This is a genomic window from Scytonema sp. PRP1, assembly GCF_036697665.2.
Lineage (GTDB): Bacteria > Cyanobacteriota > Cyanobacteriia > Cyanobacteriales > Nostocaceae > Kalymmatonema > Kalymmatonema gypsitolerans.
Genome location: NZ_JBAHYJ020000120.1, coordinates 34408 through 60967, shown reverse-complemented (window position 1 = coordinate 60967; position 26560 = coordinate 34408). Strand labels below are relative to the sequence as shown.

19 protein-coding genes are annotated in these 26560 nt (G+C 41.4%); all 19 read left to right on the top strand.

From position 1 onward, the window contains the following. The first annotated feature begins 3 nt into the window (after positions 1-3). The 19 genes from V5G28_RS32060 (at position 4) to V5G28_RS31970 (ending at position 26368) form a co-directional block, all read left to right on the top strand. Positions 4-2193, top strand: coding sequence for a tetratricopeptide repeat protein (locus V5G28_RS32060; protein ID WP_096564746.1), 2190 nt, complete (start codon positions 4-6; stop codon positions 2191-2193). A gap of 771 nt (positions 2194-2964) precedes the next feature. Then, positions 2965-3738 (top strand): glucose-1-phosphate cytidylyltransferase, encoded by a 774-nt coding sequence (gene rfbF, locus V5G28_RS32055; protein WP_096564747.1) that lies wholly within the window; start codon positions 2965-2967, stop codon positions 3736-3738. Positions 3739-3884: 146 nt separating this feature from the next. Beyond that, a complete protein-coding gene (gene lhgO / locus V5G28_RS32050; protein ID WP_332988207.1) occupies positions 3885-5102 on the top strand; it encodes an L-2-hydroxyglutarate oxidase in 1218 nt (405 codons plus the stop codon). Between the two features lie 578 nt (positions 5103-5680). Next, positions 5681-6706: an NAD-dependent epimerase/dehydratase family protein gene (locus V5G28_RS32045; RefSeq protein ID WP_332988205.1), complete on the top strand. Its 1026-nt coding sequence runs from the start codon at positions 5681-5683 to the stop codon at positions 6704-6706. A 459-nt stretch (positions 6707-7165) separates the two neighbouring features. Then, a complete protein-coding gene (locus V5G28_RS32040) occupies positions 7166-8116 on the top strand; it encodes a glycosyltransferase family 2 protein (protein ID WP_332988201.1) in 951 nt (316 codons plus the stop codon). 164 nt (positions 8117-8280) lie between these two features. Next, positions 8281-9285 (top strand): glycosyltransferase family 2 protein, encoded by a 1005-nt coding sequence (locus V5G28_RS32035; protein ID WP_332988199.1) that lies wholly within the window; start codon positions 8281-8283, stop codon positions 9283-9285. 51 nt (positions 9286-9336) lie between these two features. After that, positions 9337-10188 (top strand): phytanoyl-CoA dioxygenase family protein, encoded by an 852-nt coding sequence (locus tag V5G28_RS32030; protein ID WP_332988197.1) that lies wholly within the window; start codon positions 9337-9339, stop codon positions 10186-10188. Positions 10189-10319: 131 nt separating this feature from the next. Beyond that, positions 10320-10871, top strand: coding sequence for a dTDP-4-dehydrorhamnose 3,5-epimerase (gene rfbC / locus V5G28_RS32025; RefSeq protein ID WP_332988195.1), 552 nt, complete (start codon positions 10320-10322; stop codon positions 10869-10871). 81 nt (positions 10872-10952) lie between these two features. Further along, positions 10953-12263: an NAD(P)H-dependent oxidoreductase gene (locus tag V5G28_RS32020; protein WP_332988193.1), complete on the top strand. Its 1311-nt coding sequence runs from the start codon at positions 10953-10955 to the stop codon at positions 12261-12263. Positions 12264-12461: 198 nt separating this feature from the next. Next, complete coding sequence (locus V5G28_RS32015) at positions 12462-13670, top strand: glycosyltransferase (protein WP_336231513.1); 1209 nt, start codon at positions 12462-12464, stop codon at positions 13668-13670. Further along, positions 13663-13818 (top strand): hypothetical protein, encoded by a 156-nt coding sequence (locus V5G28_RS32010; protein ID WP_336231512.1) that lies wholly within the window; start codon positions 13663-13665, stop codon positions 13816-13818. The genes V5G28_RS32015 and V5G28_RS32010 overlap by 8 nt, the downstream gene beginning before the upstream one ends. Before the next feature lie 150 nt (positions 13819-13968). Then, the gene (locus V5G28_RS32005; protein WP_332988188.1) at positions 13969-15069 is read left to right on the top strand and encodes a glycosyltransferase; all 1101 of its coding nucleotides are present in this window, start codon (positions 13969-13971) and stop codon (positions 15067-15069) included. Positions 15070-15093: 24 nt separating this feature from the next. Beyond that, on the top strand, positions 15094-17325 hold the full coding sequence (locus V5G28_RS32000) for a GumC family protein (RefSeq protein WP_332988186.1): 2232 nt from the start codon (positions 15094-15096) through the stop codon (positions 17323-17325). A 1598-nt stretch (positions 17326-18923) separates the two neighbouring features. Further along, entirely contained in the window at positions 18924-19778 is an 855-nt protein-coding gene (gene hepC, locus V5G28_RS31995) for a heterocyst development glycosyltransferase HepC (protein ID WP_332988184.1), read from the top strand. Positions 19779-20012: 234 nt separating this feature from the next. Then, entirely contained in the window at positions 20013-21866 is a 1854-nt protein-coding gene (gene hepA / locus V5G28_RS31990; RefSeq protein WP_332988182.1) for a heterocyst formation ABC transporter subunit HepA, read from the top strand. A gap of 124 nt (positions 21867-21990) precedes the next feature. Next, positions 21991-23166, top strand: coding sequence for a glycosyltransferase family 4 protein (locus tag V5G28_RS31985; protein ID WP_332988180.1), 1176 nt, complete (start codon positions 21991-21993; stop codon positions 23164-23166). Positions 23167-23258: 92 nt separating this feature from the next. Then, on the top strand, positions 23259-24251 hold the full coding sequence (locus tag V5G28_RS31980; RefSeq protein WP_332988178.1) for a glycosyltransferase family 2 protein: 993 nt from the start codon (positions 23259-23261) through the stop codon (positions 24249-24251). Between the two features lie 73 nt (positions 24252-24324). Continuing rightward, on the top strand, positions 24325-25518 hold the full coding sequence (locus V5G28_RS31975; protein WP_332988176.1) for a glycosyltransferase family 4 protein: 1194 nt from the start codon (positions 24325-24327) through the stop codon (positions 25516-25518). Further along, complete coding sequence (locus tag V5G28_RS31970; RefSeq protein ID WP_332988175.1) at positions 25445-26368, top strand: glycosyltransferase family 2 protein; 924 nt, start codon at positions 25445-25447, stop codon at positions 26366-26368. The genes V5G28_RS31975 and V5G28_RS31970 overlap by 74 nt, the downstream gene beginning before the upstream one ends. The last annotated feature ends 192 nt before the right edge of the window (positions 26369-26560 follow it).

Sequence of the window (26560 nt, the reverse complement as noted above, 5' to 3'; positions counted from 1 at the left end):
ATCATGCAGGTACTACGTTGTCTTTCCAACCAAAAAATTAATAATATCAACCTTACCGTAAGTTTGGGACGAGGCGGTGAAGCGTGTATATACACAGTGCCAACAGATGCTGGTTTAGTGGCAAAAGTTTATCACAAGCCAACACCTGCCCAAGCTCGCAAATTGCAGGTGATGCTTGCCCACCCGCCGGAAAACCCAACCGCCAGCTTGGGGCATATTTCAATAGCATGGCCCATTGAGTTGTTGCACTCAACCGATGCAAGCGCTCAAGTGATAGGGTTTTTGATGCCACGCATTCAGGGAATGCGTCCAATCATCGACTTTTATAATCCTAGAACTCGCCGCCAGCACTGTCCTTTGTTCAACTATCAGTACTTAATCCGCACAGCTCGCAATCTAGCTTCGGCTTTTGCGGCGTTGCACGCCAGTGGGTACTGTGTTGGCGATGTGAATGAGTCAAATATCCTTGTCAGTGACACGGCATTAGTGACAATAGTAGACACCGATTCATTCCAGGTACAAGATCCAAATAGTGGAGTGATTTACCGGTGTCATGTAGGGAAACCAGAATTTACCCCACCAGAACTTCAGAACAAAACCTTTGCTCAGTGCGATCGCAATTTTACCCACGACGTGTTTGGGTTAGCAGTGCTGATATTTCAACTGTTGATGGAAGGCACACACCCATTTTCAGGCATTTATCAAGGAGCTGGTGAACCTCCAGCATACGAAGCACGCATTGCAGCAGGACATTTTACCTACAGTCTCAAGCGGCGTGTACCATACATTCCCACGCCGATTGCACCTCCTTGGGATATTCTTCCTCTAAGCTTGCAGGAACTTTTTGTACGTTGTTTTGAGGAGAGTCACAACGATCCGCAGCTACGCCCCAGCGCTCAAACTTGGCTAACGGCGCTTGCTGATGCCGAAAATTCCTTAATCACCTGTACTGTTAACCCGCAGCATCGCTATAGCAACCACTTGGACAAATGTCCTTGGTGCGAACGTACTTTGCGATTAGGTGGACGTGATCCATTCCCATCTATAAAGGCAATAGCAAATAGAGAACATTTACAACCGCGAGTACAACCCAAAAAACGCCAAGTTCAAGTTCCTCGCACACCGCAACCAGCGATTCCATTTACCCGCACGAATTATCGCCCTCCAGTTGTTCCGCAAAATATTTCTTACTATAAACCTCCTAAAAAGCGGAAATTATACCCTATTGTTTTTTGCTTGGTTGGTCTATTTGGTGCTTTAGGGTATTTGGATTTAATGGTTAAATTTACAAATCGCCCCTTTATTGCCGAAAGTCCTTACGCTCAGCAAAATTTGATTTCTTTGGCAAAAGACAAGATTAAGAAGAAGAAAAATTTTGCTGATTACTACAAGCAGGGTCATGCTTCATACAAAATCAAAGATTACGAAAAAGCCATTGAAAATTTCACTGAAGCAATACAAAAAGAGCCAAAACATCCAAAAGCTTATGTCAACCGTGGCAATGCTCACTACAACCTAAAAGAGTATGAAGCAGCACTTGCTGATTACAATCAAGCAATTGGCATCAGTCCTAATGAAGTGAAAGCTTATGTCAATCGGGGTAATGCCCGCTATATGCTTGCCGAATATAGCAGCGATCCAGATAGAGAATATAACCTAGCAATTGCAGACTATAACAATGCCCTGCGTCTCAATGCAAATGAAGTAGAAGCATACATCAGACGGGGTATTGTTCGCTCCCAAATTGCTAAATATAGTGGCGATTCTCAACAGGAATATAAAAAAGCAATTGATGACTTCAACCTGGCACTGAACCTGAATTCTTCAAGGGCAGAAGCATACTTTCAGCGAGGTTTGGTGCGTTATCAAGTTGCCCAATATAGCAGCGATTTTGAGCAAGAATACAAACAAGCAATTCAGGACTTTAACCAAGCATTGAATATCAATTCAAAACTGGCAAAAGTCTATTTAAAACGAGGCGTTGTCCGTTACGAACTTGCACAATATGGAGGTGGCAAATCTAGCCAGTACCATAAGCAAGCAGTTGATGATTTACAGACAGCTGCCAAAATATCTCTCGAACAAGAGGATATGGATAATTATCAACAAGCATTAAGCAGCATCTGTGTTGTCGTTGAAAATAAATGTGATACTTTTTTGCAAACCACAAATGTATCGCAACAAAGCAACTAATATCAATTCTCTCTAAAAAAAGCACTTAATACTTACTCTTTGACTCAGCCGCGTACTTGGCGTCTATGTCCTGCGGACACGCTAAGCGCTAAGCGCTCCCTTCGGGTACGCTAAGGCGGTTTATTTAATAAATATTAAGTGGATCTTCATGGAGAATTGGTACAACTACAGTTTTTCCTAAATCTGTAGCGTTATAGCTCATAATTAGGCTTTAAGGGAGAGTAGCCTTATTCTTTTGTATCTACCACACTCTTTGATAAAACTTTTTAAACAAACTTGTGCAATTCTGTACTAAGAACAAGTTAATTGCAGAGAAAATTAAGCTGTTCCACCACGAGGCTTAACAATTTTGCTGTTTATTATATTTTGTATTTTGAATGACAAACCTTCTCCGTAGGGTGGTATTGCCTATAAAAAATTACTCACGTAATTTTTGAAGTCTTTTGGTGAGCAATGCCCACCTTAGAATTTGTAGTCTAATCATTTAAAAACCCTATCTATAGCAGGTTATTTCTTGTCATTTTGAAATAGTAAGAGTCGGTTATTTTGTATTTTTTAGAAACTGCCTAAATACTGTTATCTCTAAGTTCCAGGTACTTACAAAGCTTATTCATTTTTTCACACTTAAGATAGATTTATTTATCTGATCTTCATACTTAACTGCTAATTTGCAGTTAGATTATATACTGAGAAAATTGAGAAATCAATTTTTCTCTCCTCAGTCCTAAGATAGTTGATTACTCATCTACCTGAAAACCTAGAGATAATCCCATGAAAGCAGTGATTTTAGCTGGAGGGCTTGGTACACGCTTAAGTGAAGAAACTAGCGTTAGACCCAAGCCTATGGTGGAGATTGGCGGTAAGCCAATACTATGGCACATAATGAAGGTTTACTCCACCTACGGCATTAATGACTTTATTATATGCTGTGGTTACAAAGGTTACGTCATTAAGGAGTATTTTGCGAACTACTTCTTACATATGTCAGATGTTACCTTTGATATGCGATTTAACCAGATGAATGTGCTTTCGGGTTACGCAGAACCTTGGCGTGTCACCCTAGTAGATACGGGTGATAATACAATGACTGGCGGACGTTTGAAGCGAGTCAGAGAGCATATTGGCAATGAAACTTTTTGCTTCACCTACGGCGATGGTGTAAGCAATATCAATGTTGCAGAACTGATTAATTTTCATAAAGAACAAAAGAGTTTAGCAACAATGACAGCAGTCCAACCACCAGGACGCTTTGGTGCTCTTGTCTTAGGACACGAACAAACAAAAATCACAAGCTTTCGGGAAAAACCAGAAGGGGATGGAGCTTGGATTAATGGTGGTTATTTTGTGCTAGAGCCTGAAGTCATCAATTTAATCGCTGATGATTCCACTGTTTGGGAGCAGACACCATTAGAAAAGCTTGCCGAAATGGAAAAGCTATCTGCTTACAAGCATAATGGCTTCTGGCAGCCAATGGATACTTTACGAGATAAAAATTACCTCGAGGATCTGTGGAAGAATGGTAAGGCTCCTTGGAAAGTATGGTGAGAAAAAAAGAAGAAGATAGAAGATAGAACATACAAGATATAAAAATCACTTCATTCTTCACTCTTGTTTTTTCTCTCAGCATTTTTGATTTTTCACTCTTCATTCTTTACTCTTCACACTTCGTATTCCCAGGAGCTACAGTACTCATGTATGATTTTGCGATTATAGGTGGAGGAATCGTTGGTCTTTCCACCGGGATGGCTTTAGGTAAACGCTATCCCAATGCTCGCATTCTGGTTTTAGAAAAAGAAAGCAATTGGGCTTTTCACCAAACCGGCAACAATAGTGGCGTGATTCATTCTGGCATTTACTATAAGCCGGGAAGTTTCAAAGCTAAATTTTGTCGTGACGGTTGTCTGTCAATGGTGGAATTTTGCCAAGAACATGGAATTGACCATGAAGTTTGCGGCAAAGTGATAGTTGCTACTGATGAAAAAGAATTGCCTCGTCTAGAAAATCTTTACAAGCGAGGTTTTGAAAATGGCATAGATGTTAAGAGAATTTCTCCTGAGGAAGTCAAAGAAATTGAACCTCATGTCACTTGCGTTGGGGGAATATTCGTTTCTTCAACTGGTATTGTAAACTACAAGCAAGTTTGCCTCAAGTATGCTGAAATTATTAAACAGCAGGGAGGAGAACTGCGTCTCAATACAAAGGTTGAAAAAATAGTTACCAGTGGTAACCATCAGGTATTAGAAACTAACACTGGTACTTTTGAAACTCGCTTTGTGATCAATTGTGCTGGGTTGCATAGCGATCGCGTTGCCAAAATGGGTAAAGCCGATCCGAAAGCAAAAATTGTTCCTTTCCGGGGAGAATATTACGAACTCACACCAGAAAAACGTTATCTGGTGAAAGGTTTGATTTATCCAGTTCCCAATCCTGATTTTCCCTTCTTGGGTGTCCACTTTACGCGTATGATTGATAGCAGCGTACATGCTGGACCAAATGCAGTTCTGAGCCTCAAGCGTGAAGGCTACAACAAAACCGACTTTGACTTGCGCGATTTTGCAGAAGTCATGGCTTTTCCTGGTTTTTGGAAACTCGCAGCTAAACATGCTGACGAAGGAATCCAGGAAATCATTCGTTCCTTTAGTAAAGCAGCCTTCACCAAAAGTTTGCAAAAACTCATTCCCGAAGTCCAACAAGAAGATTTAGTCCCCACCCACGCTGGTGTTCGCGCACAAGCGCTGATGAACGATGGCAAACTGGTAGACGACTTTTTGATTGTTCAAGGTCAAAACTCCGTCCATGTTTGCAATGCTCCTTCTCCAGCTGCAACATCTTCCATCGAAATTGGCAAAGCAATTGTCGCTCAAATTCCCGAACAATCGCATCTCAAAGCTGTAGTAAGTCAGATCTAAATATTGTGTTTGCCTGTGCTTTTTTGCAACAAGATTTATTATTTTATTTCATCTAGCACAGGCATTGTTTCATGTGAGAATACCTAAACTTAAGAAGAATAGGTATAACGAACTCCTTAACAGTTGCGGCGTTATTCACTTCACAAATTCTCCCAAAGCCTGGTATGCAGGATTGCCAAAAGAATCTAAATACCCTAAAAAAAGATTTGTTCTTCCAATATCTCGACATGACAAACTGGTCTGGCTGGCGAGATGCGATTTGGAGACGGCTTTGGAGAAAATTTATGAAAGTAACATCGTTGACAAGCTCAAAACTTTAAAAATGGTGTGTTACGGTGCATAACAGATGTATACAAGGTGAGTGGAGGCGATAATTTATGCTGCCATCAATACATCATAACTAGATCGCCTAAACAACCCTAACCAGAGTGACTTTTGAATGCGTGACTTCCCCGAAGGGGTGACTTTTGAATGCGTGTCTTTTGAATGCGTGACTTCCCCGAAGGGGTGACGCACCGTACCTCACTAGGGTAATTCATTTACAACATGAAATCGAACTTCAATAGGAATTGAAAACAATGAAAATTCTAGTCACTGGTACTGAAGGTTATCTTGGTAGCTTATTACCTCCCTTGTTCATCGAACGGGGACATGAAGTTATCGGAGTAGACACCGGTTTTTATAAAGTGGGTTGGTTGTACAATGGTACTCACGTCACAGCCAAAACTCTCAATAAAGATATTCGCCATATCACAGTAGAGGATTTGCAAGGTGTTGATGCCATAGTTCACATGGCTGAACTGTCGAATGACCCCACTGGACAGCTTGCACCACACATCACTTACGAAATTAACCATAAAGGTTCAGTTCGTCTTGCCGAATTGGCAAAACAAGCAGGTGTGCGTCGCTTTGTGTATATGTCTTCGTGCAGTGTCTATGGCGTCGCTACCGAGGGTGATGTCACAGAAGAATCCCCTGTTAATCCCCAAACCGCCTACGCAGAATGTAAGACTTTAGTAGAGCGAGATGTCAAGCCAATGGCTGATGATGACTTCTCTCCCACTTTCATGCGGAATGCTACTGCCTTTGGTGCTTCCCCCAGAATGCGCTTTGATATTGTTTTAAACAATTTAGCAGGTTTGGCATGGACAACCAAAGAAATCAAGATGATCAGTGACGGTACACCTTGGCGTCCACTCGTCCACGCGTTGGATATTTGCAAAGCAATTGTTTGCACCGTGGAAGCTCCTCGTGATATCGTACACAACCAAATCTTCAACGTAGGAGATACCGCAAATAATTATCGAGTTAAAGAAATTGCCGAAATTGTTGCCGGAGTTTTCCCTGATTGCAAATTGAGCTTTGGCGATCAAGGTGCAGACAATCGCAGTTACCGCGTATCTTTCGAGAAAATTAACACCGTGCTACCTGGCTTTAAGTGTGATTGGAATGCCCAGCGGGGGGCGCAGCAGTTGTATGATTTGTTCTCACAAATCGATATGACTGAAGAGGTTTTCTTATCTAGAGGCTTCACTCGCTTGAAGCAGCTGGAGTACCTGATTCGTACTCAGCAAATTGATAAAGATTTCTTCTGGAGTAAGTAAACTGTCATAATTGCTGAAAAGCAATCAGGGAGATTGTGTGATGGGAATGTTCATCACAAAAACAAGTTTATAGCTCACACAGGTACAAAATTCATTAGCGCGCATAAGTTCTACGTATAGTGGAGAATTTGAATTATCAACTGTGGATTATAAACCTAGGGTGAACATTTCCAACCATCAAACTGTTTTAACCTCAGTAGACTTAATCTACAATCATTGTTTCAATTATTAAGTTTCTGTCACCACTGATTATATTGGAACTATCTTATCTACCATTTTTTTTTACAGGGCTGGAATTTATGACAACTATAAACGACAGATACACTAGCTTTCGTTGCTTCTTAGCTTGTGATGGTAGTCAAAATTTTCGCCAGGGTGCTCGTATGATGCTCTTTCCTTATTGTCTAACTGCAAAATCTGAAGAAATTAAATCTGACATCGTAGGAGTTAAACGGAAATATGAAAACATTGCTTACAATTGCCATCCCCACTTACAATCGCGCTCATTTACTTGATCAACAGCTAGCATGGCTGGCTAGAGCTATCCAAGGGTTTGAATCGGAATGTGAAGTCATCGTTTCTGATAATTGTTCTACGGATAATACATCTGAAATTATTAAAAAGTGGCTGCCTGATTTTAGTAAAAGTAAATTTATTGTAAATAGAAATAGCGAAAATTTAGGCGTTATGAAAAATATTGCATACTGCCTAAATGCAGCTACTAGTAAATATATATGGACAATTGGTGATGATGATCCAATTCAGGACAGAACTCTTACCTATGTAGTGGAAAATCTCAAAAAGTATCCAAAACTAACATTATTGATTCTCAACTTTTCGTGCCGTTACGAGCCAACTGGTGAATTACTTTATCAACGCTGCTTTGATATTAAAAATGAAGAAGTGTGTGCTGATGGTAAAGCGGCATTTGAACTTTGTTTGGAGCAAAATCACTCTGGCGTAGGGTTTATGACTGCTCAAGTCTACCGAACAGAAGTGGTGCAGTCTGCTGTCAAAAAATGGTCATCTGGTTTGAATAACATGGAGGCGCAAGTATACTGGACTGCATTTTGTGCTGCTAATGGTAGTGTAAAGGTGACAAAAGATACCTATTTAGAAAGCGCTTTCGGGGTTAGTCATTGGATGCGCGAACCAAAAGTATTGCTTAAAATGCAATATATTGATTTGCCTAAACTTTATATAAAATTGATGGAAATAGGATACTCTAGTAACTTTTGCAGAAAATTAGTTTTGAAACATTTTCTCAAAAATAACTGGAGGGTTTTCTTTGGCGCTTTGAAAAGATGGCCAATTCTAGCAATAACCACAATAATTCCCTACCTAGCTTTGGTAGGGAAATCTGCAAAAGGAATTCTTTTGTCGCCGAAGGAAATATCAACAAGCCCGTAATCTGATATTCTTAGCACAACTTCACAAACTTATACTCACACCTGTTCTGTAGTAGCATTTAATGTTATCAGGTTAAAAACAACCAAATAAGCACAAGATGATTACTAAATCAAGAAACCAAGAATTAGTAAAAATACAGTTTCATGTAGCATCTACAGTTGACCATGAATAAATTACTCACTATCGCCATTCCTACTTACAATCGTGCTGAACTACTTGATAAGCAACTAACATGGCTTGCTCAAGCTATCATTGGCTTTGAATCTGATTGTGAATTTTTTATTTCAGATAATTGTTCAACTGACAATACTCAAGAGGTCATTAAGAAGTGGCAAAATATTAGTCATATCACATTGAAATCCAGCAGAAATTCTGAAAATATTGGTGTCATGCGGAATATCATTCATTGCTTAAAGTCCGCAACAACCAAATATGTTTGGACAATTGGTGATGATGACCCCATTCAAGATAGAGCAGTTGCTTATGTCATCAACAAAATCAAAAAACATGAGGATTTGTCATTATTGTTCCTGAACTTCTCTGGTCGTAACCAAATCACAGGTGAACCAGTACACCCACCGACAATAGTGGGTAACCGTTGGTTTGATGTTGATAGTGAAGATGGAACTGGTGACGGGAAAGCTATATTTGAACATTGTTTTTCAAAAAGTGTTGGTGCAGTCATCTTTCTAACTGCTTCGGTATATCGCACTGACTTGGTACAACGCGCTCTCCAAATCTGGCAAGAAGCTGAGGATAACTGGATATCTTTAGCATACTTAGCTGGGTATTGCGCTGCAAATGGTAGGACAATTGTTACTAAAGATACCTACGTAGAATGTATTGTAGGTGTGAGTTATTGGCAAAAAGAGCCAAAATCAGCACTGTTGATGCAGTACAAACACCTGTCAGACGTTTTGATAAAACTGGAGGAAAACGGATACTCTAAGCAATTTTGCCGTAGGATGATTTTGAAGAATTTTCAAGAAGCTAACTTGAAAGTTTTTTTAGGTGCTTTGAGAAGATGGCCTGTGTTCGCTATCCAGACAGTAGTTCCCTTTTTGGCTTTAGTAGGTATGTCTGTTTTTGATGTAGTAGCTACTAAAGAATTGAAAATGGCAGAAACAACGGATTCGGCTGCTCAAAATTTACAAAAATATGAAGGATAAGTAGCCAATCAATACTGAGAAAAAACCAAATTTAGCAGAAGGTGTTATTCCATGCTTAACACTATTATAAACAAAATATCTGAACTGAAATCTGAGTTAGGTTATAAATCTGCGCTTTTGAATCATGCAGGAAAATTGCCTGCTCTGGAAGAAGGCGATCGCATCATTGTCAATGCTCTCAAACGCGATGGAGTTTACGTAACAACACTCGAAGAGTTGGGATTAAGCTCTACAGCTTATCTTCTCCAAGCAGCTCATACTCAATTGTCAAGAATGTCAGCTGCAAATAACAGTCATCTCACTGAAAGACTGCCACAAATTTACACAGTAACAGACCTACCAGAATTTTCTCAGTGGGGTCGGGAACAAAAGCTGCTTAACATCATCGAAAATTACATCGGTCTTCCTACTGCCTTTCAAGGGGTACATTTACGCAAAGACTTTCCCAACGAAAATCAGTTTGGCACACTGCTATGGCATAAAGACTCAGAAGACCGCCGGATGGTCAAAATAATTATTTATTTGACCGACGTAGAAGAGAAACACGGTCCTTTTGAATATGTTCCCTTATCTTTGACCTCCTTGTCCACCCTAAATTATTACCGGATTTACTACAAGCTTTGGCGCTCAGGCTACATAGGTATCACCGATGAACAGCTTAAGGAAGTCATCCCAGCACACAAGTGGAAATCATGTCCCGGACCTGCAGGTACGGTCATTTTTACAGACCCAAAAACTGCTTTACACCATGGAACCCTAAGGACAGAAGAAAGGTCAGCACTCTTTTTTGTTTACACTGCAAACCCACCGAAACGACCAGAACTTTGCACCCAGTACTGGGATGATACTTTTGCCAAACCAGAATTATCTCAAGAACCTGATTCAGTGAGAGTTCTTAGATAGTGTGCTTGTCCCGCCCTTAGAATTTTTTCGTGTTGTTCGCGCCTACCTGTTGGGTAGGCGCGAACAACACGAAGGTAAATCAGGAATTACCTAGTGCCACTGTGTAGTCATTATTCAAGGAGAGTTTTCCCATGATTTTTACCGAAACCGAACTTAAAGGCGCGTACATCATTGACCTAGAAGAGAAGCACGACCATCGTGGTTTCTTTGCCCGTACCTTCTGCGCTCAAGAATTTGAGGCGCATGGTTTAAAGCCAACAGTTGCTCAATGCAATCTGTCTTTTAACCACAAAAAAGGGACGCTGCGGGGAATGCATTATCAAATTCCGCCAGCAGCAGAAACGAAATTAATTCGCTGTACCCAAGGCGCTATCTATGACGTGATTATTGATATGCGTCCTGAATCTCCTACTTACCTTCAACATGTAGGTGTGGAATTAACCGCAGAAAACCGTCGCGCCTTCTATGTTCCAGAGATGTTCGCTCACGGCTATCAAGCACTCACAGATGGGGCAGAAGTTGTGTATCAGGTTGGTGAGTTTTACACACCAGGATATGAGCGGGGATTGCGCTATAATGACCCATTTTTCAATATTCAATGGCCTGTGGAAGTGACTGAAATTTCCGAAAAAGATCAAAATTGGCCTTTGATGAGAATGATGAGCGTTGGAGGAAATGTTTAGTCCTTAGTGATCAGTGGGCAAACTACTAATAATTCACGACTAACAACTAACAAGCAAATATCAACACAGGAGTTCCACTAAATGATTATTGTAGATCGCGCCTTACAAGCCCGCGCCGAAGCAGGTAACCCCATCAAAGTTGGAATGATTGGTGCTGGCTTTATGGGACGGGGAATTGCCAATCAAATTAAAAATTCCGTGCCTGGTATGGAGTTAGTTGCTATCTCCAACCGGAGTGTTGATGCAGCCAAGCGAGCATATTCGGAAGCAGGGATTGAAGATTACAAAGTCGTTTCTACCGTTGCTGAATTAGAAGACGCGATCGCCCATAATCAATACGCAGTGACAGAAGATGCAATGTTACTGTGTCGTGCCGAAGGTATCGATGCACTGATTGAAGTCACAGGTGCGGTAGAATTTGGCGCTCATGTCGTGCTTGAGGCGATCGCTCATCACAAGCATGTCATTATGATGAACGCGGAACTCGATGGTACCATCGGTCCAATTCTCAAAGTTTACGCCGACAAAGCAGGAGTCATCTTGACCGCTTGCGATGGGGATCAGCCAGGGGTGCAATTGAACCTTTATCGTTTTGTAAAAAGTATCGGCTTAACTCCGCTGTTGTGTGGTAACATCAAAGGCTTACAAGATCCCTATCGTAATCCCACCACACAGGAAGCATTTGCCAAACGTTGGGGTCAAAAGGCTCACATGGTCACCAGCTTTGCCGATGGCACAAAAATTTCCTTTGAGCAGGCGATCGTTGCCAATGCCACAGGTATGACAGTTGCCAAGCGGGGAATGCTGGGATACGACTTTAACGGTCATGTCGATGAAATGACCAAAATGTATGATGTCGAACAACTCAAAGAACTGGGCGGCATCGTTGATTACGTGGTTGGCGCAAAACCAGGTCCAGGGGTATTTGTATTTGGAACTCACGACGATCCCAAGCAACAGCACTACCTCAACCTGTACAAGTTAGGTGAAGGTCCGCTCTACAGCTTTTATACTCCTTACCACCTCTGTCACTTTGAGGTGCCATTGTCTGTTGCTCGCGCTGTCCTCTTCCAAGATTACGTCTTAAGTCCTTTAGGAGGTCCCTTAGTAGATGTTGTCACCACTGCCAAAATCGACTTAAAAGCTGGAGAAACCCTAGATGGCATCGGCTATTACATGACTTACGGACAATGCGAAAAGTCCAACATTGTCCAAGAGCAAAACCTCTTGCCCATTGGTTTAGCGGAAGGATGTCGCCTCAAGCGAGATATTCCAAAAGACCAAGTCCTCACCTATGACGACGTAGAACTGCCTGAAGGTAGACTGTGCGACAAACTGCGAACTGAGCAGAACGCTTATTTCGCTCAATCAAAGACCTTGGCAGCAGTTTAGGTAACTAGGTTAACCGAAGTCAACCCATACTTGATGTTATGGTGTTGACTTTGGTAGCAAAAAAGCCATAGGTTGAGTAGTAAAGAATCTCTTATTTGACGCAAAAGTTATGCAAAGATTATGAGATTCTTATTTCGACAAGTTGATGGCATCCCAAGCATTAACAATGGTTCACTACTCTTCCAACTCACTAGACTTATGGCAACTAAATTAGCTCAGCGTACAGTCAATATTGTTAATCGCATAACACACAAAATTAAAGTCCGTCAACAAATGCGCCGGAAGGTTTCACTCCAACCGCGTAAGCCAGCCATTGGTAACGTACTGATCTCATACGTTGTTGAACCATTTCTCTTAAAACCTGGCGAGCCTATCCCGAATTCCCACACCCATTTTTGGGAATGTTACCAAATGGCACAAACTTTCTTGGACATAGGCTACTGTGTTGATGTTATCCAATATAACAATGATATATTTTTACCTCAAAAAGAATATGCATTCTTTATAGAAACTCGTTCCAACCTGCAAAGGTGTGCACCATTCCTCAATAAAGATTGTGTAAAAATATTCCATGCTGACACCGCTCATCTTTTATTCCATAATGCAGCAGAAGCGAACAGACTGTTAGCACTACAGCAAAGGCGAGGGATAACTCTAAGTCCTCGGAGATTTGAACCACCTAATCAAGCTCTAGAACACGCTGATTGTGCCACAGTTCTAGGGAATGAGTTTACCATGAGTACCCTGAGATATGCAAAAAAACCCCTTTACCGCGTTCCCATTTCTACACAAGTCGTTTATTCATGGTCAGAAGAAAAAGATTTTGACACTTGCCGCAAGAATTTTATCTGGTTTGGTAGTGGCGGTCTAGTTCACAAGGGATTAGACTTGGTATTGGAAGCCTTTGCTCAAATGCCTGATTGCCATTTAACCATTTGCGGACCAATAAGTAAAGAACAAGATTTTGTAGAAGCTTTTTATAAAGAACTTTATCAAACCGCTAATATTCACACTGTAGGATGGATTGATATAAACAGTCAGAAGTTTAGAGATATCCTTAACAACTGCGTTGGCATTGTCTATCCTTCCTGTTCTGAAGGTGGTGGTGGTAGCGTGATTAATTGTATGCATGCAGGGTTAATACCAATTGTCAGCTATGAAGCTAGTGTAAATGTGGAAAAAGATTACGGTGTCATCCTAAAAGACAGTTCAATACAAGAAATCAAGCAAGAAGTCCAAAAAATTTCCACTCAGTCTAAAGAACAGTTAAAACAGATGGCAAGAAGAGCTTGGGAAGTTGCCAGAGAAAATCATACCAAAGAAAAGTTTGCAGAAAATTATAGAAATACTATCGAAAAAATTATGAAAAATCATTCTCAGAAAAAGGAGGTGTTGATTCATGTCTAAGATTCCATTATTAGAAAAACTTAGCTTACGTGTCAAGTTTCAAGTTCGAGAACTCAATAGTAGAGTTTGTCACTGGGTTTTCCGAGTAAAAAGCAAACCAATCAGAGTCAGCCAAAAACCAGCTAGTATCCTTACGAAATATTTATGAAAAATTAATATTATAAAAATAACCTTTTAGTATCTTGGAAACAAATAGGAGCATGAATCAGATTTGTAAAATAATTTGTAAGTTGTGGGTGCAGTGTTCACCAACCTATGATTTGTAGATAATTGTATAAAGTAAATCCACAAAAAATATATGAAAATTGCCTTAGTGCATGATTATTTAACCCAAAAAGGAGGGGCAGAGCGCGTTTTTGAATTGCTCTGCAAACGCTACCCTGAAGCAGACGTTTTTACTTCCTTATACGATCCCGAACAAACCATTGATTTAGGTGAGCGTATTGTCAACACAACTTTTCTGCAAAATATTCCTAGAGCAGCAAAGTATTTCCGGTTGATGGCTCCTTTCTATTTTCCAGCGTTTCGCGCCTTAGATTTGCAAGAATACGACCTCATTATCAGCAGTAGCACCAGTTTTGCCAAAGCAGTGCGAAAGAACCGAGACGCACGCCACATCTGCTTTTGCCATAATGTTACCCGTTTTTTGTGGGATACAGAAACTTATTTACGGGAGTATGGAGACTATCGATATTTTGCTCCATTAATCGAACAAGTCTTTCAAGTTATGAGAAAGGTAGACCTTGCTTGTGCACAGGAACCTGACCTTTACATTGCTAACTCCAGCATTGTCGCTCGTCGTATTAGAAATACCTACGGTAAAAAAGCCATTGTTATTAACTATCCGATAGATACGAGTAAATTTGTTTTTTCAGATACAAAAGAAGACTTTTATCTTGCCTCAGCTCGGATGATCAGCTACAAGCGTCTTGATATAATAGTCGAAGCTTTTAACTGGCTGGGATGGCGGTTACTGATATCAGGGAATGGTCCAGAAAAAGAGAGATTAAAGTCCAAAGCATTAGGCAATATTGAGTTTTTAGGACACGTAACTGATACACAACGCACTCAGTTGTTTTCTAAAGCCAACTCTGTTATAGTTGCTGCCCTAGAAGATTATGGATTAGTTCCTGTAGAGGCAAATGCCAGTGGAACACCTGTCATTGCTTTTGGAGCGGGTGGGGTGTTAGATACTCAGATACCTGGTAAAACAGGAGTCTTTTTTAAGAGGCAAACACCCGAATCACTGCAAGCTGCACTACTAGAAGCCAGGGAAATCTATTGGGATTACGAAAACATTCGTAATCATGCTGTAGCCAACTTTTCAGAAGAGGCTTTCTTTAATAAGGTCGAGCAAGTTATTGAACAAGCTTGTACCGTAAATACATTATTCAATTAATTTGTTAGCTGAGGGATAGTAAAGGTGGTTCAGAGCAGCCTAAGTCCATATGTAAATCCAGTTACTGAGTCAGAACAGGGTTACGGACAACTGTTTGCGGTTTTAATACGTAGATTTCCTTGGTTTTTAGCAGCATTTGTGGCTTGTATTGCAGTAGCAGGTGTGATGACACAAAGGACACCTTCTACTTACAGAAGCTCAATGCAGCTGTTGGTAGAACCTAACTATCAAGGAAGGAAAGAAGGTGGTAGTGGTGTAGACAGTCAGTTTACCGACCCTACTGTTCAAGTAGACGCTGCAACCCAACTGAGCTTAATGCAAAGTTCTGGTCTGCTTCAAAAAGCAGTTAATCAACTCAAGCCCCAGTATCCAGACATGACCGTAGGTCAGTTGAAAGGCGCTTTAGTTTTAAGTCAAATCAAAAATAAGGAAGATAATGTTGCTACTAAAATATTTCAGGTGCAATATACCGATCAAGATCCAATTAAAACACATGAAGTTTTGGATGCAATTCAGAAAGTTTATCTAGAGTACAACATTGAACAGCAGGACAAGCGCTTAAAAGATGGTCTGAAAGTTATCAGCGCTCAGTTAAAGAAAGTAGGCGATGAAGTGAGAAAGGCTGAGACTAACTTGCAAAGGTTTCGCACATCTCAGAAATTAATAGATCCAGAGACACAGGCAAAAGCCATACAGGACGAATTGATCAGGATTGAGCAAGAGCGCGGCACAACTCGTTCTCTGTATCAAGAAGCATCTGCTACGTATAAAACATTACAACAGCAGCTCCAAAGTACTCCACAGAATGCCCTGGTCGAAGCTCGTCTAAGTCAGTCTACTCGCTACCAAGGATTACTGAACGAATACCAAAAAACAGAACTAGCTTTAGCACAGGAACGCTTGCGTTTTACAGATCAAGCTCCGAACGTGCAGAAGTTGGTAGCTCAACTTCAAAGCCAAAAAGCATTATTGCAGGAAGAGCAAAGACGAACCTTAGGGGGAGAGTCTGCTCAAGCTAGTAGCCAAGCACCGTCTCTCTTACAACAAGGACAGAAGAGCGCAATTGACCTCAACCTCGCTGCGAAATTGGTGGACACACAAACCACAATAGTGTCTTTAAGCGCTAAAGACCAAGTTCTGGCGAAGAAAGAGCAACAACTACGTGAGGAACTCACAAAATTTCCCGCGATTTTAGCTCGCTATGGTAGCTTACAGCCCCAAATACAACTTAGCCGCGAAAGATTGCAGGAGCTTTTGAAAGCAGAACAGCAATTGCGACAAGAAATTACCAAGGGAGGATTTAACTGGGAAGTTGTGGAACAACCCCAACCCGGTGAAAAGTTAGGTCCAAACCTGCAGCAGAACCTGATGCTGGGTGCAGTGGTTGGATTGATGTTGGGAGGTATTGCTGCCTTTGTCCGTGAAGCGGCTGATGATTCAGTTCACACCACAGCTGAGTTGGAGAAGCAGGTTGCCCTACCGATATTAGGAACAACTCCCAAGTTGCCACCTGCTAAAAATAGAGAATCAGTTATTAAGTTACCTTTAGGGAAGCCACAAGTCCCAGCTCCTTGGACAATTCAAGTATTGCAATCTCCACCACGTTGGGAATCGCTAGATCTAATTTATAAAAACATTGAACTTTTGAACTCTGTTTCTTCGTTCAAATCTTTGATGATTACCTCAGCTTTATCAGATGAGGGTAAGTCAGCTCTGGCATTGGGTCTAGCAATGAGTGCTGCTCGTTTACATAAACGGGTACTGCTGATTGATGCCAACTTACGCGATCCCAGTTTACACAAACAACTGAATCTTCCCAACGAACAGGGGCTTTCTACTTTACTAACAAGTGACGTCTCTATACCCAACCAAATTAGTATCCAGTCCTCAGGCTCATCTTACATCGATATTTTAACCGCGGGACCAACACCTGCTGACCCAGCGAATCTGTTGAGTTCCCCTCGGATGCAGCAACTCATGGCAACATTTGAGGAGAACTATGACTTGATACTTATAGATGCCACTCCAGTTCTTGGCTTAGTGGATGCTATGCTTACGGCATCATCGTGTCGTGGCGTGGTTATGGTAGCCAGCATTGGTAGGGTGACTAGAACCCAACTTACGCAAGCGACAGCGATGCTGAGCAGGTTAAACTTACTAGGAGTTGTGGCAAACGGGGTATCCAATTCTACTAGTACATACGTTCCCTACGCACAGCAACACCGCTTTGCACTGCAACAAGCTATGGAGAAATAAAGGGTACAAAGGTATAGGGACAGGGCAAACGTATCTAAATTTGGTGTATAGGTAATAGACGAAAAGTCTGATTTATGTATAAAACGACAAAATCAGATTTATCGCTCTCCGGCATTTTGCTTACCTATAAAACTTAAGTTAAAAATAGAACTCAAGATCATGTTAGTAAGCATTGCTTAATGCGGTTATTTCAGACTCTATTGATAACAGAGCCTTGTTAATGACAAGATGCGTTTGCCCTGGGTATAGGGAGGAGGCGTCTGCAATGACGCAGAATGCTCTGTAAGACCAAAGGTGGCTAATGCTTTTCCTCAGCCCAAGAATCCCATCACCTTTCAGGCGTGGGAGTGTCAATAAACAACAAAAATGCAATCCTCAATGCGGTATATGCCCTTCAGCGTTGGCATAAGCCGTATTTTTTTATAGGGGCAACAGTGTCAGCATAATTTGTAATTGATAACATCTCCATCAGTTAAGCAAGACAAGCAGGACAACGAGGACAAGGAAGAATTTGCTTCCTTGTCTCCCGTATCTCCCAAGTCTTGGCTTGTCTGATAAACCATTGCAAAATATCTAAGAATGAAAGGGCACTAGGGAAGCTAGCTGCCCCTTGATCAAATCTAGGTAAAACTGTGGAAATCTATCAGACAACCTACCATAAAGCGCCCAGGTTTTGGCAATTTAGGCGCTTTCTTGCAAATAAAGAGTACAAAAGCGATAGTCGCACCCAAGCCGAAATTGCGACGGTGATCCACTTTGATTCAGGGTTTTCATAAAGCACTGTCTAACGATTGAGTCATGATTTATAACAAAAGATAGTCACAATTACGATTGCCTTTCACTAGTGTAGTGACTTAGCGTACCATAAATAACATAATTATTTCTTTCTAGATATCATCTTTTCTTATATAGGTAAAAATAGATACGCACGACTGTTCTTTTAGCTTTTAGCCATCCTATATAGCAGGTAAATGACAGTGAGGCATAGAATAAACATACTGAATCAAACGTTAGAAATTTCGTGTTATCTCAACAAGAATTCTCTTTCTTGTGAAAATTATCTAAACTGAAATTGACATAATTGTATAAAGTTTTTGCCACAAAAATTACTGAGTTTCTGTGATTTGATCATTTTTGATAATTAAGCTTTTTTTAATTGCAATCATCTGATTGTGTTAAAATCACATGGAATGAGCAGCAAAAGGGTTATTACGTAGTTAGACAAGGGATGTTATTCATAATAGCTTAATAATTCCGGGAAAAAGGCACGAAATGTTTAAAGAGTAAATAAAGAATCTATTTACGTAACCGTTATTCCTACAGCGTCTTATATCCTAGATATTAAATACCCCTTAAACAATACAAGAGAGAAGTTTCTTAGATTTATCTAAAGGCTACTATTTTTGTATCTTGTACATCTTTTATAAAGATAAATTCTCCGAAGATGTGCAATATCTATGAGGGATAGCTGTACTATCATTTTTCCCACTCACTGACCTCCAGGTTTGGAGTGAAGACTAAGATACAGGTCGGACTATTTGGCTTTAGTAGGCTTCGATATCAGATTGGGATCTACTGTACTATGAGTGTAAATACATATGACAACCTCAATAAAAGCAACATTACAAAATTCCTATACTGTGAAGCAGCAACAACAAGATAATCCGTCACAGTACTGCACACTTCAATGGCGACGGGATCAGTTGCTGGTTATGCCTTCTATAGTAGTGAAACAGCCCTATATGCCTCCACTGGATAAAAAGGGATTGTTAGTGGAGTGTTTAAAGCGTTCTCCAGTAAATTTGGTACGCATAGATCCAAAACTCGGTGAAGCAAGGTTGAGATTTTGGGCAGATGCGTGCCTTGCAGCCAACAAGCCTATATTCCTACGCATACCTTCTAGCGATAAACAGCCGAAACCAGTTGGCTCAGTATTATCGTGGTTAAAGCGGCTCACTGAGTGGCTCACAGCGTTGGTTTTTCTGCTTGCTGTCAGTCCAATCATGCTGGGATTAGTTTTGTTAATGCGCGTTTCCTCCCCAGAACCAGGATCACTTTTTTCTTGCCAATGGCATATTGGAGAACGGGGTAAACTTTTTAAGGTTTTTAAGTTTCGCACAACGACACTCACCCAGAAAGCAAGTGTGGATGCGGCGCGTAGCATTATGCCTTCAATTGCATATCAAAGCGGTTTATGCGATGGGGAAGATGAGCAGAATCTGACAACTCTAGGACTTTGGATGCGTAAGTACGGACTGGATAATCTGCCGCAGTTGTTGAATGTGCTGCGTGGTGAAATGACTTTGACAGGACCTCGTTGCTGGACTTTGGAAGATGCAGTACGGCTGAGTCCAGAAGCACAACGAAATCTCAATAGATTACCAGGAATCATGGGGTCATGGGAAGTTGAGGCAGAGTCAAACTTGTTACATCTGGATAGTCCCACTTTGTGATTTGTTCGTTACCTGATGGCTTGAACGCCCCATCGTTACCATATGCTAGTGATACTTACACAGGTTCAAGCCTTGCAAAGTGGCTCTCGCTGCCCTTGATTCTGACAAAATAGCAACTAGTGCTTTGTACAGTAGTGAGTTCATTTGCCGCACGTAAACGCGTTGCGGCTTTTCGTAAGACATAGTACTTGGAGCGCTCTATCTTCCCAGGAAAACTATAGTTCAATATTGACCATGCAGCTAAAAATTTCCAAACCAGTTCAAAATCTGCTTAAGAGTTTAGTAAAGACTACTAAGTTCTGGCAGAACAACTACTTGATACTGCAAGAATTTAAACACTTTCGCCGAATTGCAGTTCTTGCATTGGTGTTTTCATTTCTGGCGGCAATTTCTGAGGGTGTTAATGTTAGTCTTTTGCTTTCCTTTCTGCAAAGCTTAACGACTCCCGAAATCCCGTTTAAGACCGGAAATGACTGGTTAGATACTTTTGTCTTGGGAGCGAACGACCCATCTTCTATCAATCGGCTGTATCGCGTCTCGTTCTTAATTTTAATTAGCACTTGGATACGTTCCGGGTTAAATTATTTATCACAACTTTACACCGAAATAACTCAGCTTAATTTAGTTGATAGGCTCCGTAAACAAATTTTTGAGAAACTACAGTCTGTAAAAATTAGTTATTTTAGCAAAACTAAGTCTGGCGATCTGATAAATACTATAACAACGGAGATAGAAAGGCTCAAGCAAGCTTTTGGTTCGGGAGCTTTTTTGTTTACAAGAACACTCACGGCAGCGGTTTACCTACTATCAATGTTCTTGATATCTTGGCAGCTATCTATCATTTCATTGATGCTGTTCACTTTGTTAGGAGTGGGCTTATCTACATTAAATGGTCGCGTGCGGGAGGCGAGTTTTGACGTAACGAAAGCCAACAATAGTTTTACTTCAATAGCCGTAGAATTCATCAATGGAATTCGTACAGTTCAGGCGTTTTCCACTCAAGATTTTGAACGTAAACGTTATTATAATGCCAGCTTCAATCTTTTCGCGGCTTCAAAGAAAATTGCCTTGGTATGGATGGTTGTCAAGCCATTTGCAGAGGCGTTAGCGACCACAGTACTCGTGGCAATGATTGTTCTGGCATTTACGGGTTTTGTAACTAACGGAACACTACTAGTAGGTCCTTTATTAGCGTTTTTCTTCGTTCTCTTTCGCCTCGTACCAATTATTCAAGATATTAATGGTGTGGCGGCGCATATCAGTACAATGTACGGCTCGTCGGAAGTCGTTAAAAAACTTTTGGCAATTGATGAGCAACAGTATTTCCGCAACGGACATATCGAATTTCCTGGCTTAAAACGTTCAATCGACTTTGTGTCTGTTGATTTTGGTTACGACAGCGAAAATTTGGTACTTAGTAACATCACGCTGATGATTGAACGAGGCAGGATGACAGCACTGGTGGGCGCTTCGGGGGCTGGTAAAACAACATTGGCGGATTTGATTCCGCGATTTTACGATGCCACACAGGGTCATGTTTTTATTGATGGCGTTGATTTGCGGGATATTGAAATCCACTCGCTGCGCCGGAAGATTGCCGTGGTCAGCCAAGATACCTTTATTTTCAACACTTCTGTCCGTAACAATATTGCCTATGGATCGGAAGGAGCAACAGATGAGGAAGTTTACGCAGCAGCTCGACTCGCGAATGCTTTGGAATTTGTCCAAGAAATGCCCGAAGGTTTCGACACTCAACTTGGAGATAGAGGTGTAAGACTTTCTGGTGGTCAGCGTCAGCGAATTGCAATTGCTCGCGCTTTGCTGCGAGATCCAGAAATTCTGATTTTGGATGAAGCAACAAGTGCTCTTGATACTGTGTCAGAACGACTTATTCAAGAGTCTATAGAAAAGCTTTCTGTAGGACGAACGGTGATTGTGATCGCTCACCGCTTATCCACAATAGTCCGGGCAGATAAAGTCGTCGTACTCGAACAGGGACAGATTGTAGAACAGGGCGGGTATCAAGAGTTGCTTGAGCTAAAGGGCAAGCTTTGGAAATATCACCAGATGCAGCATCAACTCAATTAAGAATTGATAGCGATGACAACTAAATAACAACCGGATGTGTCGATAGTAAGAACGCACCTGCAACCGTGTAGAAAGTTCTCTAAGGAATAGACTTGTAAAAACTGGAAAATAAGGTGGAGGAGCCATGTCAAAGTTAATAACTGATGCGGAGGTAAGAGCAGAAAACTTGCAGCAGCCCCAGTTTGATCATAAGTTAATGTATCACTGCTCTAGCTTTAGAGTAAATGGGAACGGAGGAGCGGAAACTTATCTAACTTCTCTGATTCAAAATCGGCAACCTGATGTGAGTGACTTTGTAATTAAATCGCTCAAAGAACTAGATCAAAGCCGATTTAAATTGCTACACATCCACAGTCCAGACTTACTATTGCAAGTTACAGGAGAATGTCCCACTGTCTTTACCGTTCACAATCACTCACTTTACTGTGCTAGTGGGACAAAATATTTACCAGGACAAGGCGTCATTTGTGATCGTAATCTCTCTTATTTAGGATGTCTCTGGGGCAAAATAATAGATGGCTGTGGGAGCCGCAAACCCAAAAGAGTGATGAAAGAATTACAAGGCACTCATCGGCTACTCAATGTCACACAAAAGTATCCAGTAACTTTTATTGCTAATAGTGACTACGTACGGCGACAGTTGATTAAAAACGGAGTACCGCCTCAAAAAACTGTAACGCTACGCTGTGGTATTTCCGCACCGCAAATGGTGACTGCACCTTTGAGTTTAGAAACACACAAAAATCATCGAATTTTATTTGTTGGGCGAATAGTTCCTGATAAAGGACTGGAATGGCTGCTCAAAACCTTAGTACATACAGATCCGCAAATTCAACTTGATATTGCAGGTGAGGGTTGGGATCAACCCCGATTGGAACAATTAGCTCACAAGCTAGGGATAAACAACCGTATCACTTGGCATGGCTGGTGTAATAGCGAGAAATTAAATCAACTTTACGAACAGTGTTTTACTGTTATCTTCCCCAGTATCTGGCCTGAACCGGCTGGTCTTGTCACTCTGGAAGGTTATACTCACTATCGACCTGTCATTGCTGCCGCAGTCGGAGGCATTCCAGAATATTTACGAGATGGGGAAACGGGTATTCTTGTGCCAGCCAATGATATTAAGATGCTGGCTGAAGCGATTACTGATTTGTCTAGCGATTATGAAAAATGCCGACGCATGGGCGAACAAGGTTATGCTTTGTTTCTGCAAGAATTCACAATGGATATTCACGTCAAACATTTACAAAAAATTTATGAAAACACAATATCTAAATTTCCCTTTGAAAACATTTAGTTAGATAATATTATCAAGCCAATTAGGCTGTTTCTGTCTCCAACCATAGATAGGACACTATTTATATTATAAAATTAAAGGACTTTTTAGATATGTTACACAGTCATAGCTCACAACAGCCTTTAGTAAGCGTTATAATCCCAACTTATAATAGACCAGATTATCTGAAGCAAGCAATTGATAGTGCTGTGAAACAAACTTATCAAAATATTGAAATTATTGTTTCAGATAATTGCAGTCCAGAAAGTCCCGAAACGCTCGTTAAATCTTTTGGTGATTCACGCATCCGATTTTTTAGACATACAAAAAATGTTGGGATGTTTCCCAATCAGATGAACGCCTTTAAGATGGCGCAGGGCAAATACGTTGCCAGTCTGCATGATGATGATATGTGGAACAAGGATTTTTTAGAAAAACTTGTTCCCCCTTTGGAAGAAAATCCAGATGCCATTTTAGCTTTCTGTGACCAATATATTATGGATGCACAGAGCAAAATTGATTATGCAGCTACTGAAGAATATACAAGAGCATACAAACGTAAGTCCCTCAAGCAAGGAGTTCATCAACCTTTTTATGAAATTGCTGTAGTACATAAGTCTGTACCCACCGCAGCAGCTTGTTTAATTCGTAACGAGTTTGTTGATTGGGATAGTATTCCACAAGAAGTAGGTGGTATGTGGGATTTATATTTAGCATATTTATGTTCCCGTTCCGGTCATGGAGCTTACTATCATCCAGAAAGATTGACACGCTATCGCGCCCATGACCAAACAGACACAAATCGCAGTGGTGGTCGAGATGTTCAGGCAAAAATCCGCAAAGGAAAAGCGGAAATGTTTTGCTACGAAAAGTTTATGTCAGATGAAAGCCTTAACAAGTATAAGCCGTATTTTAAGCAGAAATGGTTAGAGGCTCATACAACTTTAGCTCTAGGTTTACTGCGTTCTCAAGAAACAATTCAAGCTCAAGCACGTCCTTATCTTTGGCGAGCGCTTTGTGAACAAAAGTTTAATTTAAGAACTATAGCAGCATTGACTTTGAGTTTCAGCCCACGACCGCTAGTCAATAAATTGCTAAAAGTATGAATGAAATAATGGCGTAGAAAGCGTAACCTTTGAACATAACATTTAAGTAATAAATAAACAAGGAAGGTGGTGCGTGAAATTATGTATTGTGACTCACCAGGTAAAAAAGGGTGATGGACAGGGACGAGTGAATTATGAGGTTGCTAAGGAAGCAATTCGCCGAGGTCATGAGCTTACCTTATTGGCAAGTGAAATAGCACCAGAATTGCAACAAAGTAACCAAGTGGACTGGATTTCTATTTCAGTCAATAGCTTACCAAGCGAATTTTTTCGGAATTTCATATTTTCGCAAAAAAGTGCGGATTGGTTGCGGAAACATCGCTCCCAAGTTGATTTGGTCAAAGTTAATGGAGCAATTACAAAAGCAGCATCGGATGTAAATGCTGTACATTTTGTCCACAGTTCTTGGCTGCGATCGCCTGCACACATTTCCCGTATCCGCCGAGATTTCTACGGTTTTTACCAGTGGCTGTATACAGCATTAAACGCCTTTTGGGAGAAACAAGCTTTCCAAAAAGCGAACATTGTGGTTGCGGTATCCGAAAAAGTCGCCCAAGAATTGGAAAGTATTGGCGTACCCCGTTCTCGAATTCAAGTCATTGTTAATGGAGTTGACTTAGAAGAGTTTTCTCCTGGTATAGTGAATCGTCAAACACTAGGGTTGCCTGAAAATGTAACTTTAGCGCTGTTTGCCGGGGACATTCGTACGCCCAGGAAAAATTTAGATACCGTACTGCGTGCTCTGACAAAAGTACCGAATTTACATCTAGCCGTTGTGGGAAGTACTGAAGGTAGCCCGTTCCCACAGATGGCAGAATCATTGAAATTGAATGAGCGAGTTCATTTTCTAGGGTATCGACGTGATATACCCCAGATTATGCGCTCAGCTGATTTATTCGTGTTTCCCTCCCGTTACGAAGCTTGTACCCTAGTCCTATTGGAAGCCCTCGCGTCTGGGCTTCCCGTCATTACTGCAACGGCAACAGGAGGGGCAGAATTGGTAACAGCAGAATGCGGGGTTGTCTTGTCTGACTCGGACGACACCGATGCTTTGGCAGGGGCACTGTTGTCTTTGGTTAATGACCGTAGTCTCATGAACCAAATGGGTAAAGCTGCTCGCGCCATTGCTGAACAATATAGCTGGAATACTATGGCAAAAACCTATGTGGATCTGTTTGAGGAGTTAAGCAAGAATGAGGAACACCGTTCTCATACCGACTTATCGTCGTCCTCAAGACCTATCACGTTGCCTACAGGGGCTACTTGAGCAAACTAAACCACCTTTTCAGGTGATAGTGGTTGTACGGGATATAGACGCTGATACTTGGCAGTTTCTCGAAGGATTTCAAGAAAGCAAACTGCCACTGCATACTGTGAAAGTGACTGTTGGGGGAGTGGTCGCAGCTCTTAACGCTGGACTCGAAGCGGTTGAGGGAGATACAGTTTCAATTACTGATGATGATGCAGCACCCCGCCCTGATTGGTTAGAACGCATCAGTGCTCATTTCATGTCAGACACTCGCATCGGCGGAGTCGGCGGACGCGACTGGATACACCAAGGTGACAAGCTGTTAGATGACTCGTGCGAGGTCGTAGGTGAACTGCAGTGGTTTGGGCGAGTGATTGGCAACCATCACTTGGGAGTAGGAGAACCCCGCGAAGTTGATGTCCTCAAGGGAGTCAACATGAGTTTTCGTACCAGCGCCATTGGCGGATTGCGCTTTGATGAGCGGATGCGAGGTACGGGAGCGCAGGTACACTTTGAAATGGCATTTACCCTAGCTTTAAAGCGGGCGGGTTGGAAGATGATTTACGATCCGGCCGTAGCCGTAGACCATTATCCAGCACAGCGTTTTGATGAAGACCAACGCAATAGTTTTAATGAAATCGCTTGGATAAATTTAGTTCATAATGAAACGCTTGTGTTACTTGAGCATCTGCCACCTATAAGGCGTGTATTTTTTTTACTTTGGGCTATATTAGTTGGCACACGGGATAGTTTGGGGTTCGTACAATGGCTTAGGCTTTTGCCCCGCGAAGGCAAGCTTGCAGGGCAAAAGTGGCTAGCTTCCATCCGTGGGCGTTGGCAGGCATGGCAGGCACATGTTAATCCTTGAAAGGAATTGATACAGTAGTCTGCTAAAAAGCTAATTCTAACGAGTGGGCAGGGTTTGACAATTCAAAATTCAAAATTCAAAATTCAAAATTCAAAAAGATAATTTTGATTTTTAAATTTTCTACAGGGTGTAGGGAAACACTGCACCCTACACTCTTAAGAAACAGCCTACCACGCTCCTCGGGGAAAACCC